Genomic DNA, 16,969 nt, shown 5'->3' on the forward strand with positions numbered 1-16,969 from the left:
AATTGTTAAACCTTCATTACTGAATATAAATAAGCATATTTAAATATCCTTATTCTTCATCTCCAATTGGCATATAAACAGGCGACATTTCTCTGGCATCAATCGGTTGCTTACAACAATCACAAGTCAGACTTGGGCTAGTTAGCTGACCACAGCGTTTATGCAGATAGCGCAGTTCGGGAAATTGCTTATTTTCATTCTGCCAGATATTGCCCCAGGTACTCATGGTGACAATAATCGGGTACAGGGCTAAGCCTTTTTCCGTCAATTTATATTCATAGCGTTTTGGTGCTTCGTGATACAGCACCTTTTCAAAAATTTTGTGCTCCACCAAGCGGTTAATACGTTCGGTCAGCAAATGACGGGTGATCCCGAGTTGCTTTTGAAAATCATCAAAACGTCGGGTTTTCATAAAGGCATTACGAATAATCAGCAGTGTCCAACGGTCGCCAAAAATCGACAAAGTCCGCGCAATTGGACAATTCATTTCTCCGAGCTCATGCCATTTCATCGCAATACCATCTATATGTCTTTACAGGAAGCAGGCTGTCATTTTAGGACAACTTGAGTGATTAAGATATTCTCTTTATTGACAACTTATCAAGCCACCTATATTTTTCTTTTAAGTTCTTTTTTGGAACTTATTATTTTGAGATCTATCTTGAGGTGAGTTATGTCTATGTCAGAGTTGAAAGAAAAATCAAAGCAAAAGATACCTGCATCATTTCCAGTACGCCGTATGGATTATGAATTTCAGGACATGCCAAAATATTGGTGTAATGATGAACCGACGTTTACCCATTATTTCACAGGCCTTTCCACGCTGTTCCCAGAAGGAGAGTCTTATTTTGTCCGTTCAGTAAGAGCTTTACGTGATCAAGTCAAAAGTAACCCTCAACTCGATCGTGATATTGGAGCGTTTATTGGTCAGGAGGCGATGCATTCCAAAGAACATCACGCTTTTCATGTGAGTGCGCAACAATATGGTCTAGACCCAGAATCACTGGAGAAAGTGACAGGGATCATCCTCAAGGCCATTGAACGTACCTTTCCGAAAAAATGGAATCTATTGGTTACCGTTGGGTTGGAACATTACACCGCAGTATTGGTGGTGGAAATGATGAAGAACGTGAATGAATTAATGACTGATACCACGATCCGTAATTTATGGCTGTGGCATAGTGTTGAGGAAACCGAACACAAAGCGGTTGCCTATGATATGTATGAATATCTCTATGGCAAAGGTTTGGATGCCTATATTCCACGCGTCGCAATTTTTAGTTTGAGCTTGGTACTCATTACCACTTTCTCGAATGTCTACCAAGTGGTGTTGATGTCGAGAGATAAGCAATTACTCAATCTGAAATCGTGGGCTAAATTTGCAGGCTTTACCGTACAGGCCTATCGCAAACTGGTGCCACAATTTTTCTCTTATTATCGTCGTGACTTCCATCCCAATGATACTGATGAATCTGAAATCGTAGCAAAAACCAAAATAAAAATTGGTTTATCGCCTGAACAATCGACTTTTATTCATTAATGGGCGAGAAAAAAATCATCCTCGCTTACACATCGCCAAAGGGATAAATATCTGTAAGATAAGTTAAGCCAGCATTGTGCTGCTCGCTTGTCATTCAGATTAATTCAATAAAAGATGGAAATATAAAAATGAGTACAGTGGTCTTACATCAATGGGAAATTTCACCGTTCTGCAAAAAAGTCGCACGGATGTTGCAGTTTAAAGGAATTCCATTTCAAACAGTGAATTACAACGGTGTATTGGGGGCTAAAGTGCCAAGACTGAGTAAAGTCGGTAAAGTCCCTGTACTGGATATCAATGGACAGCGCATTCAGGACAGTACCCGAATTGCCCGTTATCTGGATGATGCTTATCCAGATTTGCCACTTTTATATCCTACTGATCCGCTACAAAAAGCCTATGTTGAATTGTGGGAAGATTGGTCTGACGAGTTGTTATATTTTTATGAAGTGTACTTTCGGGTGAGCGATGCTGATGCCTTGAATCATGCGGTAGCCATTAGTGCTGAAGGTCGTCCGAAGCATGAGATTGTATTGATGAAACCTTTGCTCAAAGCAGCTTTGAATATGCAAGTGAAGATGCAGGGTACGGGGCGAATGGCAAAGGCGGATATCGAAGCAGAATTTACACGTCACTTAGAACGGATTGAGCTGGTATTAGGCCAAACGGGTTGGTTGGTCGGTGAGACTAAAACCATTGCTGATATTGCAGTGGGTTCACAACTGTTAGAGGTGGTTCGAACCAGTAAAATTTGGGGACCAAAAATTAACAGCTATCCACATATTCAGCATTGGATACAACAATTATGAATCGGTCGAATCAAGATATAGCGCAGTCAACTGCTATTGTTGCAGTGGTGGGCGTGGGTGCGGAGCAAGGGATTGGTGCAGCTGTCTGTCGCCGTTTTGCCCAAGAAAAATTCAAGGTCTATGTGGTGGGGCGAACGTTAAATAAGGTTGAAAAGGTCGCTGCAGCGATTAATCGCCAAGGTGGACAGGCTGTTGCCTATGCGCTGGATGCTGAAAATGAGCAGCAGGTGCAGACCTTATTTGATCATTTAAACGATCAGCCAGAATCATTGGCAGCGGTGATTCATAATGTTGGCGGTAATATTCCCTCTATCTTTTTACAAAGCAGTCTGAAGTTTTTTAGCCAAATGTGGCGTTCCACCTTTTTGTCAGCCGTGTTGGTGGCGCAGCGTAGTTTAAGTATTTTTCAAAAACAGCAGCAGGGCACGCTGATTTTTACCGGTGCCAGTGCCTCTTTGCGAGGTAAACCTTTTTTTGCTGCATTTACCATGGGCAAGTCTGCGTTGAGAAGTTATGCCTTGAATTTGGCTGAACTCTATCGCCCGCAAAATATCCATGTGGCGCATGTGGTGGTGGATGGTATGGTCGATGGTGATCGTGTCAATAAAGCCTTATGGGGCTTGGGACGGCTGGCACGGTTAACCCGTGGCACGGGTGGTTTAAATATTGAGGCGATTGCTGAAAATTACTGGATGCTGTATCAGCAAAATGTCGACTTATGGACGCATGAACTGGATGTACGTCCTTATCAGGAGAAATTCTAAGATGAGTAAGTTACTGCCACAATGGTTTAAATCCAAACAAAAAGTTCAGGCCTGCGTGGTGATTGTGGGCAATGATGTGCAAGCATTGAGTCAACTTTTTGCTGAGCAAGCTCAATATGATAATATGCCTGTTTATCAACTTCAGCATGATGCGACCCAAACACAGCTACAAATTGAAGCTCAAGCAGAGGGACTGATCGGTGTACGACTGAATCTACTGGATGCTGCTGCGCTAAAAAGTTGCATGCAACATATTCAAACAGCAGGGCATTTTGTCGACTTATGTATTTTCCAACCTGACTTTGTATTCCCTGAAAATAGCCATGCATTGTCCGCTGCACAGCTTGAGTTCCATTGGCAAAACACTGGTCTAAGTGCGGTCAGTATTGCTCAAGTTGTGATTCGGCAGATGCTATCCAAACAGCAAGGCACCTTGATTTTTTTAGGGCAGCAGCAGCCTGTTCAATCCGAGCAAGATTTATTCGGTCAAAGCCTATCTGCCAGTATTCGAGCCTTGGCACAGTCGTTAGCCCGAGAGTTTCATCCCAAAGGAATTCACGTGGTCTATTGTGCGTTACCACATTGGCAAAGTGCCAATCGTGAGTTGATGCAATCGCTGCAACAGACCTGTTGGCATCTGTATCAGCAGCCTAATTCGACTTGGAGTCAGGAGTTGCGCCTTGGCGTATAAAACTTCGCTTTTTGAATCACTCATTGATTAGAGTCAAATGCCTCATAAAGCAGGCTGACGATGTGTGAAATTTCAGTTTCATTGATGGCGGCATAACCAAAACGGATATGAAAATGCTGATTTAATGCTTGGTTTTCAGCAGCAAAATGCGCTTCTGCATCAATATGCAGCTGATTCAGAAGTTCGTCATATTCAGCGCGATAAGGAAATTTGAATTTGACCCACAGCGCCATCCCTCCCAACGGAGGATTAATGTCTACTCGATCTTTAAATACAGCCTTGAAGTTATTCACTGCAAAGTCACGTCGTTGTTGATAAATCTTACGCATTTTTCGAATATGGCGCTTGATTTCACCTTGTTGCATCAGCTCCGCCATCGCCAATTCAGTGATGATATTGCCTTGTTTATCAATCAATAATATGTCCTGATTCATGGCTTGGATGATGTCTCGATTGGCAACTACATAACCAATTCTTAAACTGGGAGCAAACACTTTAGAGAGTGATCCAATATGAATGACTTTTTCTGCATGCGGCAAGCTAATGAGTGGCGGAATTGGGCGGCTGTCATAATGAAACTCATGATCATAGTCATCTTCAATAATATAAAAATCAAAAGCTTTTGAGAGTTCCAATAATTTTAAGCGCCGATCCATGGCCATGGTCACGGTGGTTGGATATTGATGATGCGGGGTGGTATAGGTTGCAGCCACATCATATTTTTCTAGTAGTTCTTCAAGATGCGCAATATCAAGACCATGTTGATCCAGCCGAACCCGAACGATGTGATAATGATGAGACAGAAAGGTTTCAATCGCGGGGGGATAAGACCATTGCTCTACCACAATCACCTTGCGTTGAGGGGATTGTTTAGCAAGAACGCGAGCTGCTAAAAAAATCCCCATTTGGCTGCCGCGAACCACACAGATATTGTCCACGTTGGTTTTGATAAAGCGTTCCATTGACAGCATTTGTAGCAATGCCTGACGTAATTCAATACTGCCTTGTGGATCGCCATAACCCATGATTTGAGAACGGGTCACTTGAATCAAAGCATGCCGATAAGCACGGGAAAATAATTCATAAGGAATCAGTCGAGTGTCTGGAATGCCATCATTTTTGATGGGTATTGGGCTTACTGTGCTGAGTGAAGGCGTGAGTTCTAGCGCAGCATTCATTTTTTTATGTTTTAACTCAGGCAAATTTTCTGCCACAAACGTCCCTTGCCGTGGCTTGGAGATGAGCCAACCTTGCGCTTCTAAATCTTCATAAACCGACTGTACGGTTTTACGATTAATCTTTAATTCATCCGCAAGCGAGCGTGAGCCTGACAGGCGCGAACCTGAGCCTAACCGTCCAGACAAAATGTCTTCGATAATCTGATTGGCCAACTTAAGAAAGATGGTTTTTTCTTCTCGATCTTCAAGATGAAGACGGATCTTCCATGGCTGCTGCATGCGGGTCTGGACCATATAAGTTTTATAAACTGGATATTTTAACTCATCCACAGACTTCGTATTCTGCATCTGTCCCATCCACAAATCAACAGTAGCGAGGTGGTCTTATGCAAACCGCATTACTCAGCAAACAGCAATTGATGCAAAGCGCACAGCAGAACATGAATTTGATCCAAGAGGTCAATTACACGGATCGACAGAAATTGGCGCTGACCTGTCGTATTTTATTTGATCATGGCCACGATGCAGGCTTGGCCGGGCAAATTACCTGCCGTGCCGAGCAAGAAAATACTTTTATCACACAACGTTTTGGTCTGGGCTTTGACGAAATTACCGCAGCCAATTTATTGCTGGTAGATCAAGACCTTAAACCTTTAGATCAGCAAGGCATGGCCAACCCAGCCAATCGTTTTCATACTTGGATTTACCAGCAGCATCCAGAAGTGAACTGCATTATCCATACCCATCCCACCCATATTGCAGCCTTGTCGATGTTACGTGTGCCACTGGCTATTTCGCAAATGGATACTTGTGCCCTGTATGAGGATTGCTCTTTTGTCGGTGAATGGCCAGGGGTGCCAGTCGGTAATGAAGAAGGCATTTTTATTTCTGAAGCGCTGGGAAAAAATCGGGCGGTATTGTTATCTCATCACGGTCAGCTGGTGGCAGGCAAGACCATTGAGGAAGCCTGTAATTTAGCGTTGTTGATTGAGCGTGCAGCACGTTTGCAATTGTTGGCGATGTCAGCAGGGCAAATCCAGCCGATTCCACATGAATTGGCAAAAGAAGCACATGACTGGTTGTCTACTGATAAGCGAAACAAAGTCAATTTCGCCTATTACGCGCGTAAGGCTTTGAAAAACCATCAAGATTGTATCGAGGAGTGAACCATATGAAAATTGAAGGCATTATTGCTTATCCAGTGACACCATTTAAAACAGACAGCCAAGAACTTGATCTTGAAGTCTTGAGCATGAGTTTGAATGCACTATTGCAATCGCAATGTGATGCGATTGCACCTTTGGGCAGTGCAGGTGAAAGTGCTTATTTGTCGTGGCAAGAGTGGCAACAGGTGGCACAAACCACAATTGAAGTGGTGAATCAGCGTGTTCCCGTAATTCTTGGAATTTCTGAACTGACCACTGCAATGGCGATTCAAAAAGCCAAGAAAGCAGAGGAATTGGGGGCAGATGTGATTATGGTGATTCCAGTGTCTTATTGGAAACTCACTGATCAAGAAATTTATGATTATTATCAGCAGATTGCTGCATCGGTAAAGTTGCCGATTATGGTCTATAACAATCCAGCTACCAGTGGGATTGATATGTCACCTGAATTGATCGTGAAGATGTTTAACGAGATCGATAATATTTGCATGGTCAAAGACAGTACGGGTGATATTCAGCGCATGCATAAATTTCATGCTTTAACGCAGGGTCAGTTGCCATTTTATAACGGTTCTAATCCGCTAGCTTTGGAAGCCTTTTGCGCTGGAGCGACAGGTTGGTGTACAGCCGCACCGAATTTACTCGGTGACCTGCCAAAGCAATTGTATCAAGCGATTCAACAGGGTGATTTGTCAAACGCACAGGCTCTATTTTATAAGCAACTCCCTGTGCTGAGTTTCATTGTCAAAGGGGGCTTACCGAAAACAGTGAAATCGGGGCTCAATCTCTTGGGCTTTTCAGTTGGGTCACCAAGACAGCCTTTGCAAAGTGCAACAGCTGCCGAAATCGAGCAATTAAAAGGTTTGATACAGGCTGCGGTAAACTAAAACTGTTTTGAAGTTAGGTCGATGTGTCATCGCAATCGGCCTGACTTCACTTGTTCGTGTTTTAAATTTGGGTTTGACGAAATTGGCTCGGTGTCACACCACTCCATTTTTTAAAGGCACGGGCAAAGTTGGCAGGTTGTAGATAACCTAAGTACAGCGCAATATCTTGTATTTCCATATGATTGTTGTGCAGAAGTTTTTGTGCTTCCTGATATCTCATCTCATCTAATAGCCCCAGATAAGAGTAACCTGCTTCATCCAAATGTCGTCGCAAGGTACGATTCGACATATGTAAACGTTCCGCAACATGATCTAGACTTGGATAACCTTTTTGCGGCGTGAGAACTAATTCTGTTTTAACACGTAAGCCAATATCTTGAATGGTTTCAGAAAAGAGGATTTGTTCAGCTTCACATTGCGCTAAAGCCTGTTGAAAAGCGGTGGGATCTGCCATTTTGGTGGCATGGTTGAGGATGGATGCTGGGTAGCAAATCTGATTTTTGGCTTGATCAAAATGGATCAGTGGAAGCTGAGTTTGAAATTGTTGATGGTAAGGTGGTTCAGACCAATCCACCTGAAGTTGAACATCTGAAAAATCACGCTCGGTTAATGAGCGTCCCGTTTGTACAATACCAATCATCAGACATTCATAAAAAAAGCGTCTTAAAATTTCCGCCTGTTCAGCATGCTGACTGACGACGGGGTGGGTCTGCTTGATTTCAATAATGGAATGTTGTTCTTGTTCAAAAAAATCAATTCGGTAATCTTTGAGCCGCATATTGAAAAATTGTGTTGCGAGTTCAATCGACTGCCGTAAAGAAGGGCTACTCATCAGAGCATAGCCCATTGGGCCATGGGCGGTGAGACGCAGTTTCAATCCATATTCATAGCCTAATCCTGCATCTTTGGCTAAGCTTAAACAGATCCAGGCTAATTTTGACCATTGCTTTGGGCTAATGCGTGCATCTAATTGATGTAGCAGGGAAGATGGGATTCTACTCTTTTGCAAAATTTCTGATGCTGAAAATTGCTTTTCAACCATAATTTCCAAGAGTAAATGCACATAAGAAATCGGAATACTGGCTTTGGATAAGCCATAGGGATCTTTCATTTCTTGTTTTAATTTGGCCGAAAATGATTAGCAGTATGGCTGAATTACCGCTCACGCTCAAGTTTTAGCTCTTAGATACTAGGATTATTCTATTGATCTGAGTATTGGTAATGAGTTTACCTCTTCCTATTAAAGATTCCCCCGTTGTAATTACCGGCGCGTCCTCTGGTATTGGAGAAGCATTGGCACAACAATTTGCAGCACGAGGTTATTCACTTATTTTTGTTGCCCGACGTGTCGACAAATTAGAAGCACTTGCCAGTCATCTACGTGAAAAATACCAAGTCGAAGTTACTTTACGTCCTTGTGATCTTGCGGATCGTCAAGATAGAACCACGTTCCGTAAAGAGTTAGAGCAGATCAATGTCGCTGTGCTATGCAATAACGCAGGTTTTGCCACTTTCGGACGTTTGCACGAATTGGATGCAGATCGGGAACGTGAACAGACCGAAGTGAATACGGTGGCAGTGCAGGATCTGACTTTAGCGGTATTGCCGAAAATGATTCAGCGTCGAACAGGTGCAATTCTGATTGTGGGTTCGACCTCGGGTCATCAACCGACACCAGCCAACGCAACATATGCCGCAAGCAAAGCTTTTGCCAACTCTTTTGCCGAATCATTACATAGTGAGCTGAACGGCACAGGCGTGAGTTGTACCTTGTTGGCACCTGGCCCAACCAAAACAGGGTTCAATGAAGTGGCGGGCATCAGCAAAATTGACGGAATGGGAGGCAATCTGGTCTGGGTGTCGGCAGAACGTGTTGCCAAAGAAGCGATTCAAGGCATGCAGTGCAATCGTCGGATTGTGATTCCTGGATGGCTTGCTCAAGCTCAGACCCTTGGTGGACGCTATACCCCGCGCATCATCTTGTTACCGATATTAAAGCAAGTCTTTTCGAGGTTAAAAGCATGAGACAGTTGATTAATGACCTACGCACGCCCATCGGTCTTGCTAATTTAGGCAATAAGCTTTATCACAATGCGCAATATTTAACTGCTGTAGTCGAGGTGAATGAGAAGGCGATGGCTCGTTGGTTACCTGCTGGCATGAAGCTGGCAAAACCAGCCAGAGCTGATTTGTTTTGTGCTTATTTCCCAGAAAATGTCTATACGGGGGCGTATCACGAAGCAGGTTTATTTGTGCATATTCAGGTCGGCAATAAAACAGGCATCTTTTGCCCGTGGATGATCTTGGATGATGATCGCGCAATGATTATTGGGCGTGAATTGCTGGGCTATCCGAAAAAAATGGGGGAAATCAGTTGGGACAATAATGGTTCTCGCATTCTCAGTCAGGCATCGCGCCGTGGAACGGTCTTGATTGAAATGGAAGCCAAACTGGGTGAGCTAATAAAGGATGCACCACCCATTTTAGGTTTGCCGCATCGCAATATTACAGGTGGTTTAGGCTTAGGTTTACCACGAGAAGTGCGATTTACTCCAAAAGAACATCCTGTTGAAGTTCGCCGTGTCGAAATGAAATTACGCTTTACTGGTACGGTGAATGATCCTTTGCATGAAATGGGCTTAGGCAAGGTGGTGGATGCACGTTTGCATCGGGTGGATTTGTCTGGTGGCCTTATTCCACCGATTCAGATTCCACGATTACGTACCCCTTTGTTTTTACTGCGCCAATTTAATCCACGTGTTTTATAACGGAGGGTCAGGTGATGAATATTGTTGCTGTTTCTTCAAAGCCTACGATTGCTGACTATCGTCAAGTTTCTGCTTCGATTGAGATCCAAGTACGTAATATGGATTTTTCTTTTCCAGATGAAATCCCAGAATTTTGGTTTCACCAGAATCCTTTACTGAGCATGTTACTGACCGCCTTATCCAGTGCATTTCCTGATGGAGAGCGGCAGTTTATTCATAGCGTACGCCTTTATCAATCACAGATCAAAGATCCAGTTTTACTGAAACAGGTGCGTGCCTTTATTGGTCAAGAAGCACACCACGGTAAAGAACACGATGTATTGAATGCCATGATGCTGAAAAAGGGTTATCCAGTCGATCGAATTTATAAGCGATTTAAAAAGATGAATCGTTTGATGCAGACACAATTTTCTCCTGCGCATCAGTTGGCGTGTACGGTATGCATGGAGCATCTAACGGCAATTCTTGCGGATTATTTTATTGCGACTGCACCTGAAGATTTGGCTTTATTTAATGCGCAGGTGAGAAAAATCTGGGCGTGGCATGCCATAGAAGAAACCGAACACAAAGCGGTGGCATTTGATGTGTATCAAAGTTTGGTTAATCGACCTTATTTCCTAAGGTTGGTGATGCTGGAAACAACTCTTTCTTTTGTGATGATCACTATGCGTGGAACCATCGAGCTTTTACAGCACTCAGGCAAACAAGGTGATTTGAACGGGTTGTATCAAGGGCTCAGTTATTTGTTTGGGCGAAAAGGTTTAATCAGAAAGATTGGCAGGCCGTATCGCGATTTTTTCTCAGTAGATTTTCATCCTTGGCAGCATGACAATCGTGATCAGGTCAATCGACTCAAACAGCAATATTTAGCGTGACCTTTTGGCATCGCATAGGACCAGCAATCGCGTGGTTTATCTATACATGAATAATTTAGGAAGAATGAAAATGACACAATCTACATTCTCAAATCCTGCTTTACAGCAACCGCTGAGTTTGGCATGTGGAACCAGCATTCCCAACCGAATTGCAAAGTCCGCCATGAGTGAACAATTGGCAGATCGACATGGCTCGCCGACCACAGATATACAGCAGCTTTATGCCGCATGGGCCAGAGGTGGAACAGGTCTGTTGATCACCGGCAATGTGATGATTGATCATCGTGCCTTTGTTGAGCCAAGGAATGTGGTTTTAGAGGATGAGCAATTCTTGCAAGCCCATAAACTCTGGGCACAAGCAGCACAGGCCAATGGCAGCAAGATTATTATGCAAATCAACCACCCAGGTCGTGTTGCGGTCTTACCCTTATTGAAAAAGCCCATTGCACCATCAGCAGTGGGGCTAGATTTGCCTGCAATGAATCTGATTCGCGTGCCACGTGCGATGTCTGAAACAGAAATATTGGAACAAATTCAGCGTTTTACAACGACTGCGGCACTTGCTGTGAAAGCAGGTTTTGATGGCGTACAAGTCCATGCCGCTCATGGCTATTTGTTGTCGCAATTCTTATCACCTTTGGCGAATACCCGTACCGATCAATGGGGTGGAAGCCCAGAAAATCGCCGCCGTATTTTGATCGAAACGGTTCGAGCTGTGCGTCAAGCCGTTGGTAAAAATAAAATTCTCAGTGTCAAACTGAATTCTGCCGATTTCCAAAAAGGGGGCTTGAGTCAGGAAGAATCTGTGCAGATTGCCTTAGCCTTAGAAGCTGAAGCTATCGATTTACTGGAAGTGTCAGGTGGGAATTATGAGTCCCCAGCTCAATTGGGATATGCACCTGAGCGTCAGGCTCAGCGCGATGCCTACTTTCTTGATTATGCCATGGCATTGCGTCAACACAGCAAATTACCATTGATGCTCACGGGTGGGTTACGCAATGTAGAGCTGATGAATCGTATTGTGGCTGATGGCACTGTAGATTTGGTGGGACTTGCTCGACCATTTGCAATGCAACCTGATCTAGCCAAACAGCTCTTGGCGGGTAAATCCGTTGTTGCTGATGCAAAAATTCCAGCTATTGGCTATAAGCCCGTCGATGCCTATCTGCAACTGGCTTGGCATGCCGCCCAATTCCGTCGTATCAGTCGTGGGCAAAAACCGAAAGCGATTAAGGGCTTGATCAAAACCTTGGTGGCCTTTGGTCCGCGTATGGGATTCAATATTTTGACGCAGGACTAGTGGTCACGAGCTTTTAGATTGGGAGCTAACTTATGAAAGGTTTAATCAAGGAAACTCATCCTATTATTCCTCGACGTCCAGTATTTGATTTTGCAGAAACACCGAGCCACTGGATTTATGATGATCCAATGGCAACGCAGATGCTGAATTTAATTAATCCGATTACCCCTGCACCAGAGCGTTGGTTCTGCCAGACTTTTAGAGATGCGCTACCTTTCATTCAAGATGAGCAATTAAAAATAGCTGTGATTGCTTTCATTAAACAGGAAGGTGCGCATAGCTATGGACATACTTTAGGGACGCGGCATATCGAAGCCTTAGGGATTGATTTAAGTCGCTATAGTAAAATGATGAACTGGATTTTTAATGACATGATTGGCCCTAAGCCATTGGGCTATGAATTAAAGCACGCTCGGTTAAAATCCACGTGGTTAAACACGCGCCTTGCCATGGTCGCAGCAGCGGAGCATTTAACCGGCGTGTTGGGACATTGGGTGCTCAATGCTGAAGGACTACAGCAAGCACCTGTCGATGAACAAATGCTGCGTTTATTGCTATGGCATGGTGCAGAAGAAGTAGAGCATCGTGAAGTGGCGGATGCGATGTTTCGGCATTTGAGCAATAATCTTGTATTACGAACAGGCGCAGCTGTTTTTACTTTCCCTCTATTTCTTGTATTGGCCTATATCGCTGTAGAAACTTTGGTGGCTAAGGACCCTCAATTGCCACATCGTTTTCGCTATAAAGATTATTTTCGTGCAGCGAGACAGGATCGTGTGCCGCGAGCAAGCTATATTGCACGTGCCTGTTTGCGCTACTTCCATCCCAAGCATAATCCATTGAATGAAGGCTCAACAGCACAAGCCTTGGCATATCTAAACAATATGCCTGAGTTTAAGCCAACTTAGATAGGAACGCTTCTTTCACCTTAGGCGATGCCTGCCATCATCATTTGAATAGCAGCATCGCTATATTTTTTGAGTACATCAGAATCAGCAGGTGTGGATAAGAACTTAAATGCACCTGCGATAATCATACCGACGATGGCATGCCCAGTCATTTCGGTATCCAGATCCGCTTTTAAATAACCGCACTTTACGCCATTTTTTAAATAGTCTGCGGTAAGTAAGCCACCGAGGTGCAGCAGATTATGCACCTGTGCTGTCATTTCTTTATCAATTGAAGTGGCTTCGAGCAGAATTAAGCGCACAGCGCGTGGGTTATCTTTGGCAAATTCCTGAAATTTACTGGAAATCCTTTCACATTGCGTTCGATAAGCGTCTAAGGTCGATACTGCATCTGGCGCATTTTCATCGGCCAACAAAGCTGTAATTTTAAACATGGTATCGACAATGACTTTATCCAGAATATCTCGCTTATTCTCAAAATGACGATAGAAAGTACCATGACCGATACCCAGTCTTTTGGCAATGTCAGAGATCGCAGTTTGATGATAACCGCGTTCAGAAAATTCCAAAAAAGCAGCTTCAATAATTTCTGCTTGTAATTGAATACGTTGGCGCTCAGCACGCGAGAGAGTTGTTTGATCATTCATGCCAAAAATTTTATCAGAACTTTATCGGAAATACGATAAAACAAAATTTAAGAAAATTGACACATCATTCCGTAAATGACATTATGTTCCGAATTGGTGATTTTTAACTCAACAAAGGATGTTTAAAATGGGGAATAAACTCAGTTTTTTAAACAAAGTTGTACTCATCACGGGTGGTGGGCGAGGGATTGGTTTAGCCACAGCAATCGCATTCCGAAAACTTGGCGCTAAAGTGGCAATCGGTGATATTGATTTGGAACTGGCGCAACAAGCGGCCATTAAAGTGCAAGGTTTTGGTGGCTATTTGGATGTGCGGGTACAACACTCATTTCATGAATTCATTGAACAAATTGAAAAAGCACTTGGGCCAGTAGATATCTTGGTGAACAACGCAGGCATTATGCCGATGGGCGCAATGATTGATGAAAGCCCTGCGATCACTGATGCGCAAATTGATATTAATTTACGTGGTGTGATTCATGGCATGAAAGCGGTACTGCCTAAAATGTTGCAACGCCAAACGGGTCATATCGTCAATGTGGCTTCTCTCGCTGGTAAATATCCGATTCCAGGTGCCAGTATTTATTGCGCGACGAAGTTTGCAGTGGTAGGGCTCACTGCTTCAATGCAACAGGAATTAAGAGACACGCCGATAGGTGTATCCGCTGTTTTACCATCCAAGGTCTTAACCGAATTGTCCTCTGGAACAGGAGACAGTTTGCCGATTCCGACCGTAGAACCGCAAGATGTAGCGAATGCGATTATCAAAGCAGTAGCGCATAATCTGGCTGAAATTGCGGTGCCGAATTATTTAACCCATACCCCGAAAGCTTATGGATTGGTACCGCACTGGCTGAATACAGGGTTCCGTAAATTCATTGGGGATGATCGCATATTAAAAGGTCTCGATCAGAATGATCGAAAATCCTATACCCAGCGTTTAAACCAATTGGCGCAATCAAAATAAGGATAAGCACTTATGGCTCAAATAGAAAAATTTCATGTTGTGATTATCGGTGCTGGTTTTGCAGGGATTGGCGCAGCGATTAAGTTACAGCAAGCAGGTTTCACCGATATCGTGATCTTGGAAAAAGCCGATGAAATTGGCGGTGTTTGGCGTGCCAATACCTACCCAGGCTGTGCTTGCGATGTTCCATCAGCGCTATATTCCTATTCTTTTGCACCGAATCCACAATGGAGTCGGGTCTTTGCACCGCAGCAAGAGATTAAGACCTATATTCAGACTGTAGCCAGACAATTTGATGTCGAAAAATATGTACGATTTGGTTATGAAATGCAGGAAAGTGCTTGGGATGATCAGGCCAAACATTGGGTCGTTAAAACCAATCAAGGTTTAATTCATGCTCGCTTTGCAATTATGGCGGGTGGACCAATGCATGAGCCTGTGTTGCCAAAAATTACTGGCTTAGAAAGCTTTAAAGGGGTTCAATTTCATTCAGCAGAATGGAATCATGATTTTGATTTAACGGGTAAGAAAGTTGCCGTTGTCGGGGCAGGTGCTTCGGCAATTCAATTTGTTCCTGAAATTCAAACCAAAGTTGCAAAACTGACTTTATTTCAACGGACACCGCAATGGGTACTGCCAAAAATGGATCAGAGTCTACCCAAGCTTGCGCAGGCACTGTTTAAAGTATTGCCGGTTACACAGCGTCTAACTCGCTATGGCGTATATGGGGTGTTTGAATCATTAAATTCAAGCATGCATCATCCGAAATTGGTTAGTCAGATTGAGCGCTTAGCCAAGTGGAATATCCGTCTAGGGGTAAAAGACCCCGCATTAAGAGCAAAACTTTTGCCTGATTTTACCATTGGCTGTAAACGGGTGTTGCAATCGAATCAATGGTATCCCGCATTGGCACAATCGAATGTGGATGTGCTACGTAGTGGGGTAAAAGAAGTTCGTGGTAATACCGTGATTGCCAGTGATGGATCGGAACATGAAGTCGATGCCATTATCTTTGGTACAGGCTTTGAAGTGAGTAATCCACCCATTGCCAAGCAGATTCGCAATAAGTATGGCAAAACCATGGATGAGGTGTGGCAGGGCAGTGCCAAAGGCTATCTCGGTACTGTAGTTGAAGGCTGTCCAAATGCTTTTGTGATGTTTGGTCCTAATATTGCGGTGAGTTCATCAGCACTGATCATCATTGAGGCGCAATTGGCGTATATCTTGGATATGTTGAAGAAGGTGCAGACACAACAGATTGAAAGCGTTGAAATTCGTACTGAAGTATTGCAGCAATATAATGATGAAATCCAAGCAGCATTAAAAAATACAGTCTGGAATACGGGCGGGTGCAGCAGCTATTTTATCGATCGTAATGGACGTAACAGTACTTTATGGCCGTGGACGACTTTTGAAATGCGATCCCGATTATCACAATGTGATCTCAAAGACTATGTACTTGGTTTTACGGATGCCGAAACCAAGAAAAAAGCCAGTTAATTCAAAACTGTTTGAGCTAATGTTAGGAGGGATGAATGCAGCAGAAACTAATTGAAACGGGCCTGAAAATAGGTTTGCGGCTGAGTTTTAAGCTGGCCAGTGGTTTGGCTTTGCCTTTTCCTGTTTTGCGTACTGCAATGGAAGTGGGCTCAACTATTTTTAAACCAAGAGCCGATGTTTGGGTCAAACAGATTAAATTGAGAGACTCATTCGACCAACGTATTGTGCATGCTGAAGTTGCAACGCCTGAAGATGAAACTCATGGAGTGTTATTACACTGTCATGGTGGGGCATTTTTTGCAGGTTCATCGAGAACACATCGCGCTTTATCGACCGAGTTCGCTGCACGGGGCAAGGTAAAAGTGTATATGCTGGATTATCGTCGAGCACCAGAACATCCATATCCTGCCGCATTAAATGATGTTAAATCGGTCTATCAACATTTATTGAATGATGGTTGGAAGCCTGAACAGATTATTTTGGGGGGAGATTCTGGTGGTTGTGCTTTGGCCTTAGCCTTAACCCTTGAACTGAGATCAGCAGGGCATACTTTACCTGCTGGAATAGTAATGATCTCTCCTTATGTGGATATCAGCTTAAGTTCAGCTTCTGTTTATAAAAATGCCAAACGTGATCCGATGATTAAAAGCTATGCCTTGAAACGTGGTGGCGATGGGTATCGAGGTCAGTTAGCAGCGCGTAATCCGCTGATTTCTCCAATTTTTGCTGATTTAAGCAATCTTCCACCGATGTTGATTCAGGCCGGAAGCGAGGAAATCTTGGTCGATGATGCGACCCATTTAGCTGAACGTGCCCAGCAATCTGGTGTGCTGGTGAGTCTGCAGATTTATGAAAATATGTGGCATAACTTCCAGATGTTTAATCGCTTTATTCACAAGTCTGAACAGGCCTTAGATGAAATTGGCCACTTTATGCAGAAGGTCTTAATCAAGGAGAAATAATTGTTTA

At 43.6% G+C, this 16,969-nt stretch carries 18 protein-coding genes; 14 read left to right on the plus strand and 4 right to left on the minus strand.

Annotated elements, in window-relative coordinates:
- Positions 1-49: 49 nt before the first annotated feature.
- Positions 50-511 (minus strand): winged helix-turn-helix transcriptional regulator, encoded by a 462-nt coding sequence (locus F887_RS12900; RefSeq protein WP_032862788.1) that lies wholly within the window; start codon positions 509-511, stop codon positions 50-52.
- A 162-nt stretch (positions 512-673) separates the two neighbouring features.
- On the opposite strand from F887_RS12900, the gene F887_RS12895 reads away from it, so the two are divergent.
- The 4 genes from F887_RS12895 (at position 674) to F887_RS12880 (ending at position 3,804) form a co-directional block, all read left to right on the plus strand.
- On the plus strand, positions 674-1,540 hold the full coding sequence (locus F887_RS12895) for a metal-dependent hydrolase (protein WP_005292424.1): 867 nt from the start codon (positions 674-676) through the stop codon (positions 1,538-1,540).
- A gap of 128 nt (positions 1,541-1,668) precedes the next feature.
- A complete protein-coding gene (locus F887_RS12890) occupies positions 1,669-2,349 on the plus strand; it encodes a glutathione S-transferase family protein (RefSeq protein ID WP_005292427.1) in 681 nt (226 codons plus the stop codon).
- A complete protein-coding gene (locus tag F887_RS12885) occupies positions 2,346-3,113 on the plus strand; it encodes an SDR family NAD(P)-dependent oxidoreductase (protein ID WP_005292430.1) in 768 nt (255 codons plus the stop codon). Before F887_RS12890 ends, F887_RS12885 begins: the two co-directional genes overlap by 4 nt.
- A gap of 1 nt (position 3,114) precedes the next feature.
- Positions 3,115-3,804 carry a Rossmann-fold NAD(P)-binding domain-containing protein gene (locus tag F887_RS12880; protein WP_005292432.1) on the plus strand — a complete coding sequence of 230 codons (690 nt, stop codon included), beginning with the start codon at positions 3,115-3,117 and terminating at the stop codon, positions 3,802-3,804.
- A gap of 20 nt (positions 3,805-3,824) precedes the next feature.
- On the opposite strand, the gene F887_RS12875 is transcribed toward F887_RS12880, so the two are convergent.
- Positions 3,825-5,330, minus strand: a complete 1,506-nt coding sequence (locus tag F887_RS12875; protein WP_005292434.1) for a MocR-like pyridoxine biosynthesis transcription factor PdxR — start codon at positions 5,328-5,330, stop codon at positions 3,825-3,827.
- Between the two features lie 38 nt (positions 5,331-5,368).
- Here F887_RS12875 and F887_RS12870 point away from each other — a divergent pair, with 38 nt between their 5' ends.
- Positions 5,369-6,148, plus strand: coding sequence for an aldolase (locus tag F887_RS12870; protein ID WP_005292436.1), 780 nt, complete (start codon positions 5,369-5,371; stop codon positions 6,146-6,148).
- A gap of 5 nt (positions 6,149-6,153) precedes the next feature.
- Positions 6,154-7,035 (plus strand): dihydrodipicolinate synthase family protein, encoded by an 882-nt coding sequence (locus F887_RS12865; RefSeq protein ID WP_005292437.1) that lies wholly within the window; start codon positions 6,154-6,156, stop codon positions 7,033-7,035.
- A gap of 61 nt (positions 7,036-7,096) precedes the next feature.
- On the opposite strand, the gene F887_RS12860 is transcribed toward F887_RS12865, so the two are convergent.
- Positions 7,097-8,146 (minus strand): helix-turn-helix domain-containing protein, encoded by a 1,050-nt coding sequence (locus F887_RS12860; protein ID WP_005292439.1) that lies wholly within the window; start codon positions 8,144-8,146, stop codon positions 7,097-7,099.
- A 110-nt stretch (positions 8,147-8,256) separates the two neighbouring features.
- Here F887_RS12860 and F887_RS12855 point away from each other — a divergent pair, with 110 nt between their 5' ends.
- The 5 genes from F887_RS12855 (at position 8,257) to F887_RS12835 (ending at position 12,886) form a co-directional block, all read left to right on the plus strand.
- Positions 8,257-9,060, plus strand: coding sequence for an SDR family NAD(P)-dependent oxidoreductase (locus tag F887_RS12855; protein ID WP_005292441.1), 804 nt, complete (start codon positions 8,257-8,259; stop codon positions 9,058-9,060).
- Complete coding sequence (locus F887_RS12850) at positions 9,057-9,803, plus strand: acetoacetate decarboxylase family protein (protein ID WP_005292443.1); 747 nt, start codon at positions 9,057-9,059, stop codon at positions 9,801-9,803. The genes F887_RS12855 and F887_RS12850 overlap by 4 nt, the downstream gene beginning before the upstream one ends.
- Before the next feature lie 14 nt (positions 9,804-9,817).
- The gene (locus F887_RS12845) at positions 9,818-10,678 is read left to right on the plus strand and encodes a metal-dependent hydrolase (protein WP_005292445.1); all 861 of its coding nucleotides are present in this window, start codon (positions 9,818-9,820) and stop codon (positions 10,676-10,678) included.
- A 70-nt stretch (positions 10,679-10,748) separates the two neighbouring features.
- Positions 10,749-11,978 (plus strand): NADH:flavin oxidoreductase/NADH oxidase family protein, encoded by a 1,230-nt coding sequence (locus tag F887_RS12840; protein WP_005292447.1) that lies wholly within the window; start codon positions 10,749-10,751, stop codon positions 11,976-11,978.
- Between the two features lie 32 nt (positions 11,979-12,010).
- Positions 12,011-12,886 carry a metal-dependent hydrolase gene (locus tag F887_RS12835; RefSeq protein ID WP_005292449.1) on the plus strand — a complete coding sequence of 292 codons (876 nt, stop codon included), beginning with the start codon at positions 12,011-12,013 and terminating at the stop codon, positions 12,884-12,886.
- Between the two features lie 20 nt (positions 12,887-12,906).
- Here the strand turns inward: F887_RS12835 and F887_RS12830 are convergent, their stop codons facing one another.
- A complete protein-coding gene (locus F887_RS12830; RefSeq protein ID WP_005292452.1) occupies positions 12,907-13,533 on the minus strand; it encodes a TetR/AcrR family transcriptional regulator in 627 nt (208 codons plus the stop codon).
- A 127-nt stretch (positions 13,534-13,660) separates the two neighbouring features.
- Between F887_RS12830 and F887_RS12825 the strand changes: the two genes are divergently transcribed.
- Genes F887_RS12825 through F887_RS12815 form a run of 3 tightly spaced genes read left to right on the plus strand, consistent with a single transcriptional unit; the run spans position 13,661 to position 16,962 of the window.
- Positions 13,661-14,500 carry an SDR family oxidoreductase gene (locus tag F887_RS12825; RefSeq protein ID WP_005292455.1) on the plus strand — a complete coding sequence of 280 codons (840 nt, stop codon included), beginning with the start codon at positions 13,661-13,663 and terminating at the stop codon, positions 14,498-14,500.
- 12 nt (positions 14,501-14,512) lie between these two features.
- Positions 14,513-16,000: a flavin-containing monooxygenase gene (locus F887_RS12820; RefSeq protein WP_005292457.1), complete on the plus strand. Its 1,488-nt coding sequence runs from the start codon at positions 14,513-14,515 to the stop codon at positions 15,998-16,000.
- A 35-nt stretch (positions 16,001-16,035) separates the two neighbouring features.
- Positions 16,036-16,962: an alpha/beta hydrolase gene (locus F887_RS12815; protein WP_005292459.1), complete on the plus strand. Its 927-nt coding sequence runs from the start codon at positions 16,036-16,038 to the stop codon at positions 16,960-16,962.
- The last annotated feature ends 7 nt before the right edge of the window (positions 16,963-16,969 follow it).

The sequence above is a fragment of the Acinetobacter sp. NIPH 2100 genome, assembly GCF_000369805.1.
Lineage (GTDB): Bacteria > Pseudomonadota > Gammaproteobacteria > Pseudomonadales > Moraxellaceae > Acinetobacter.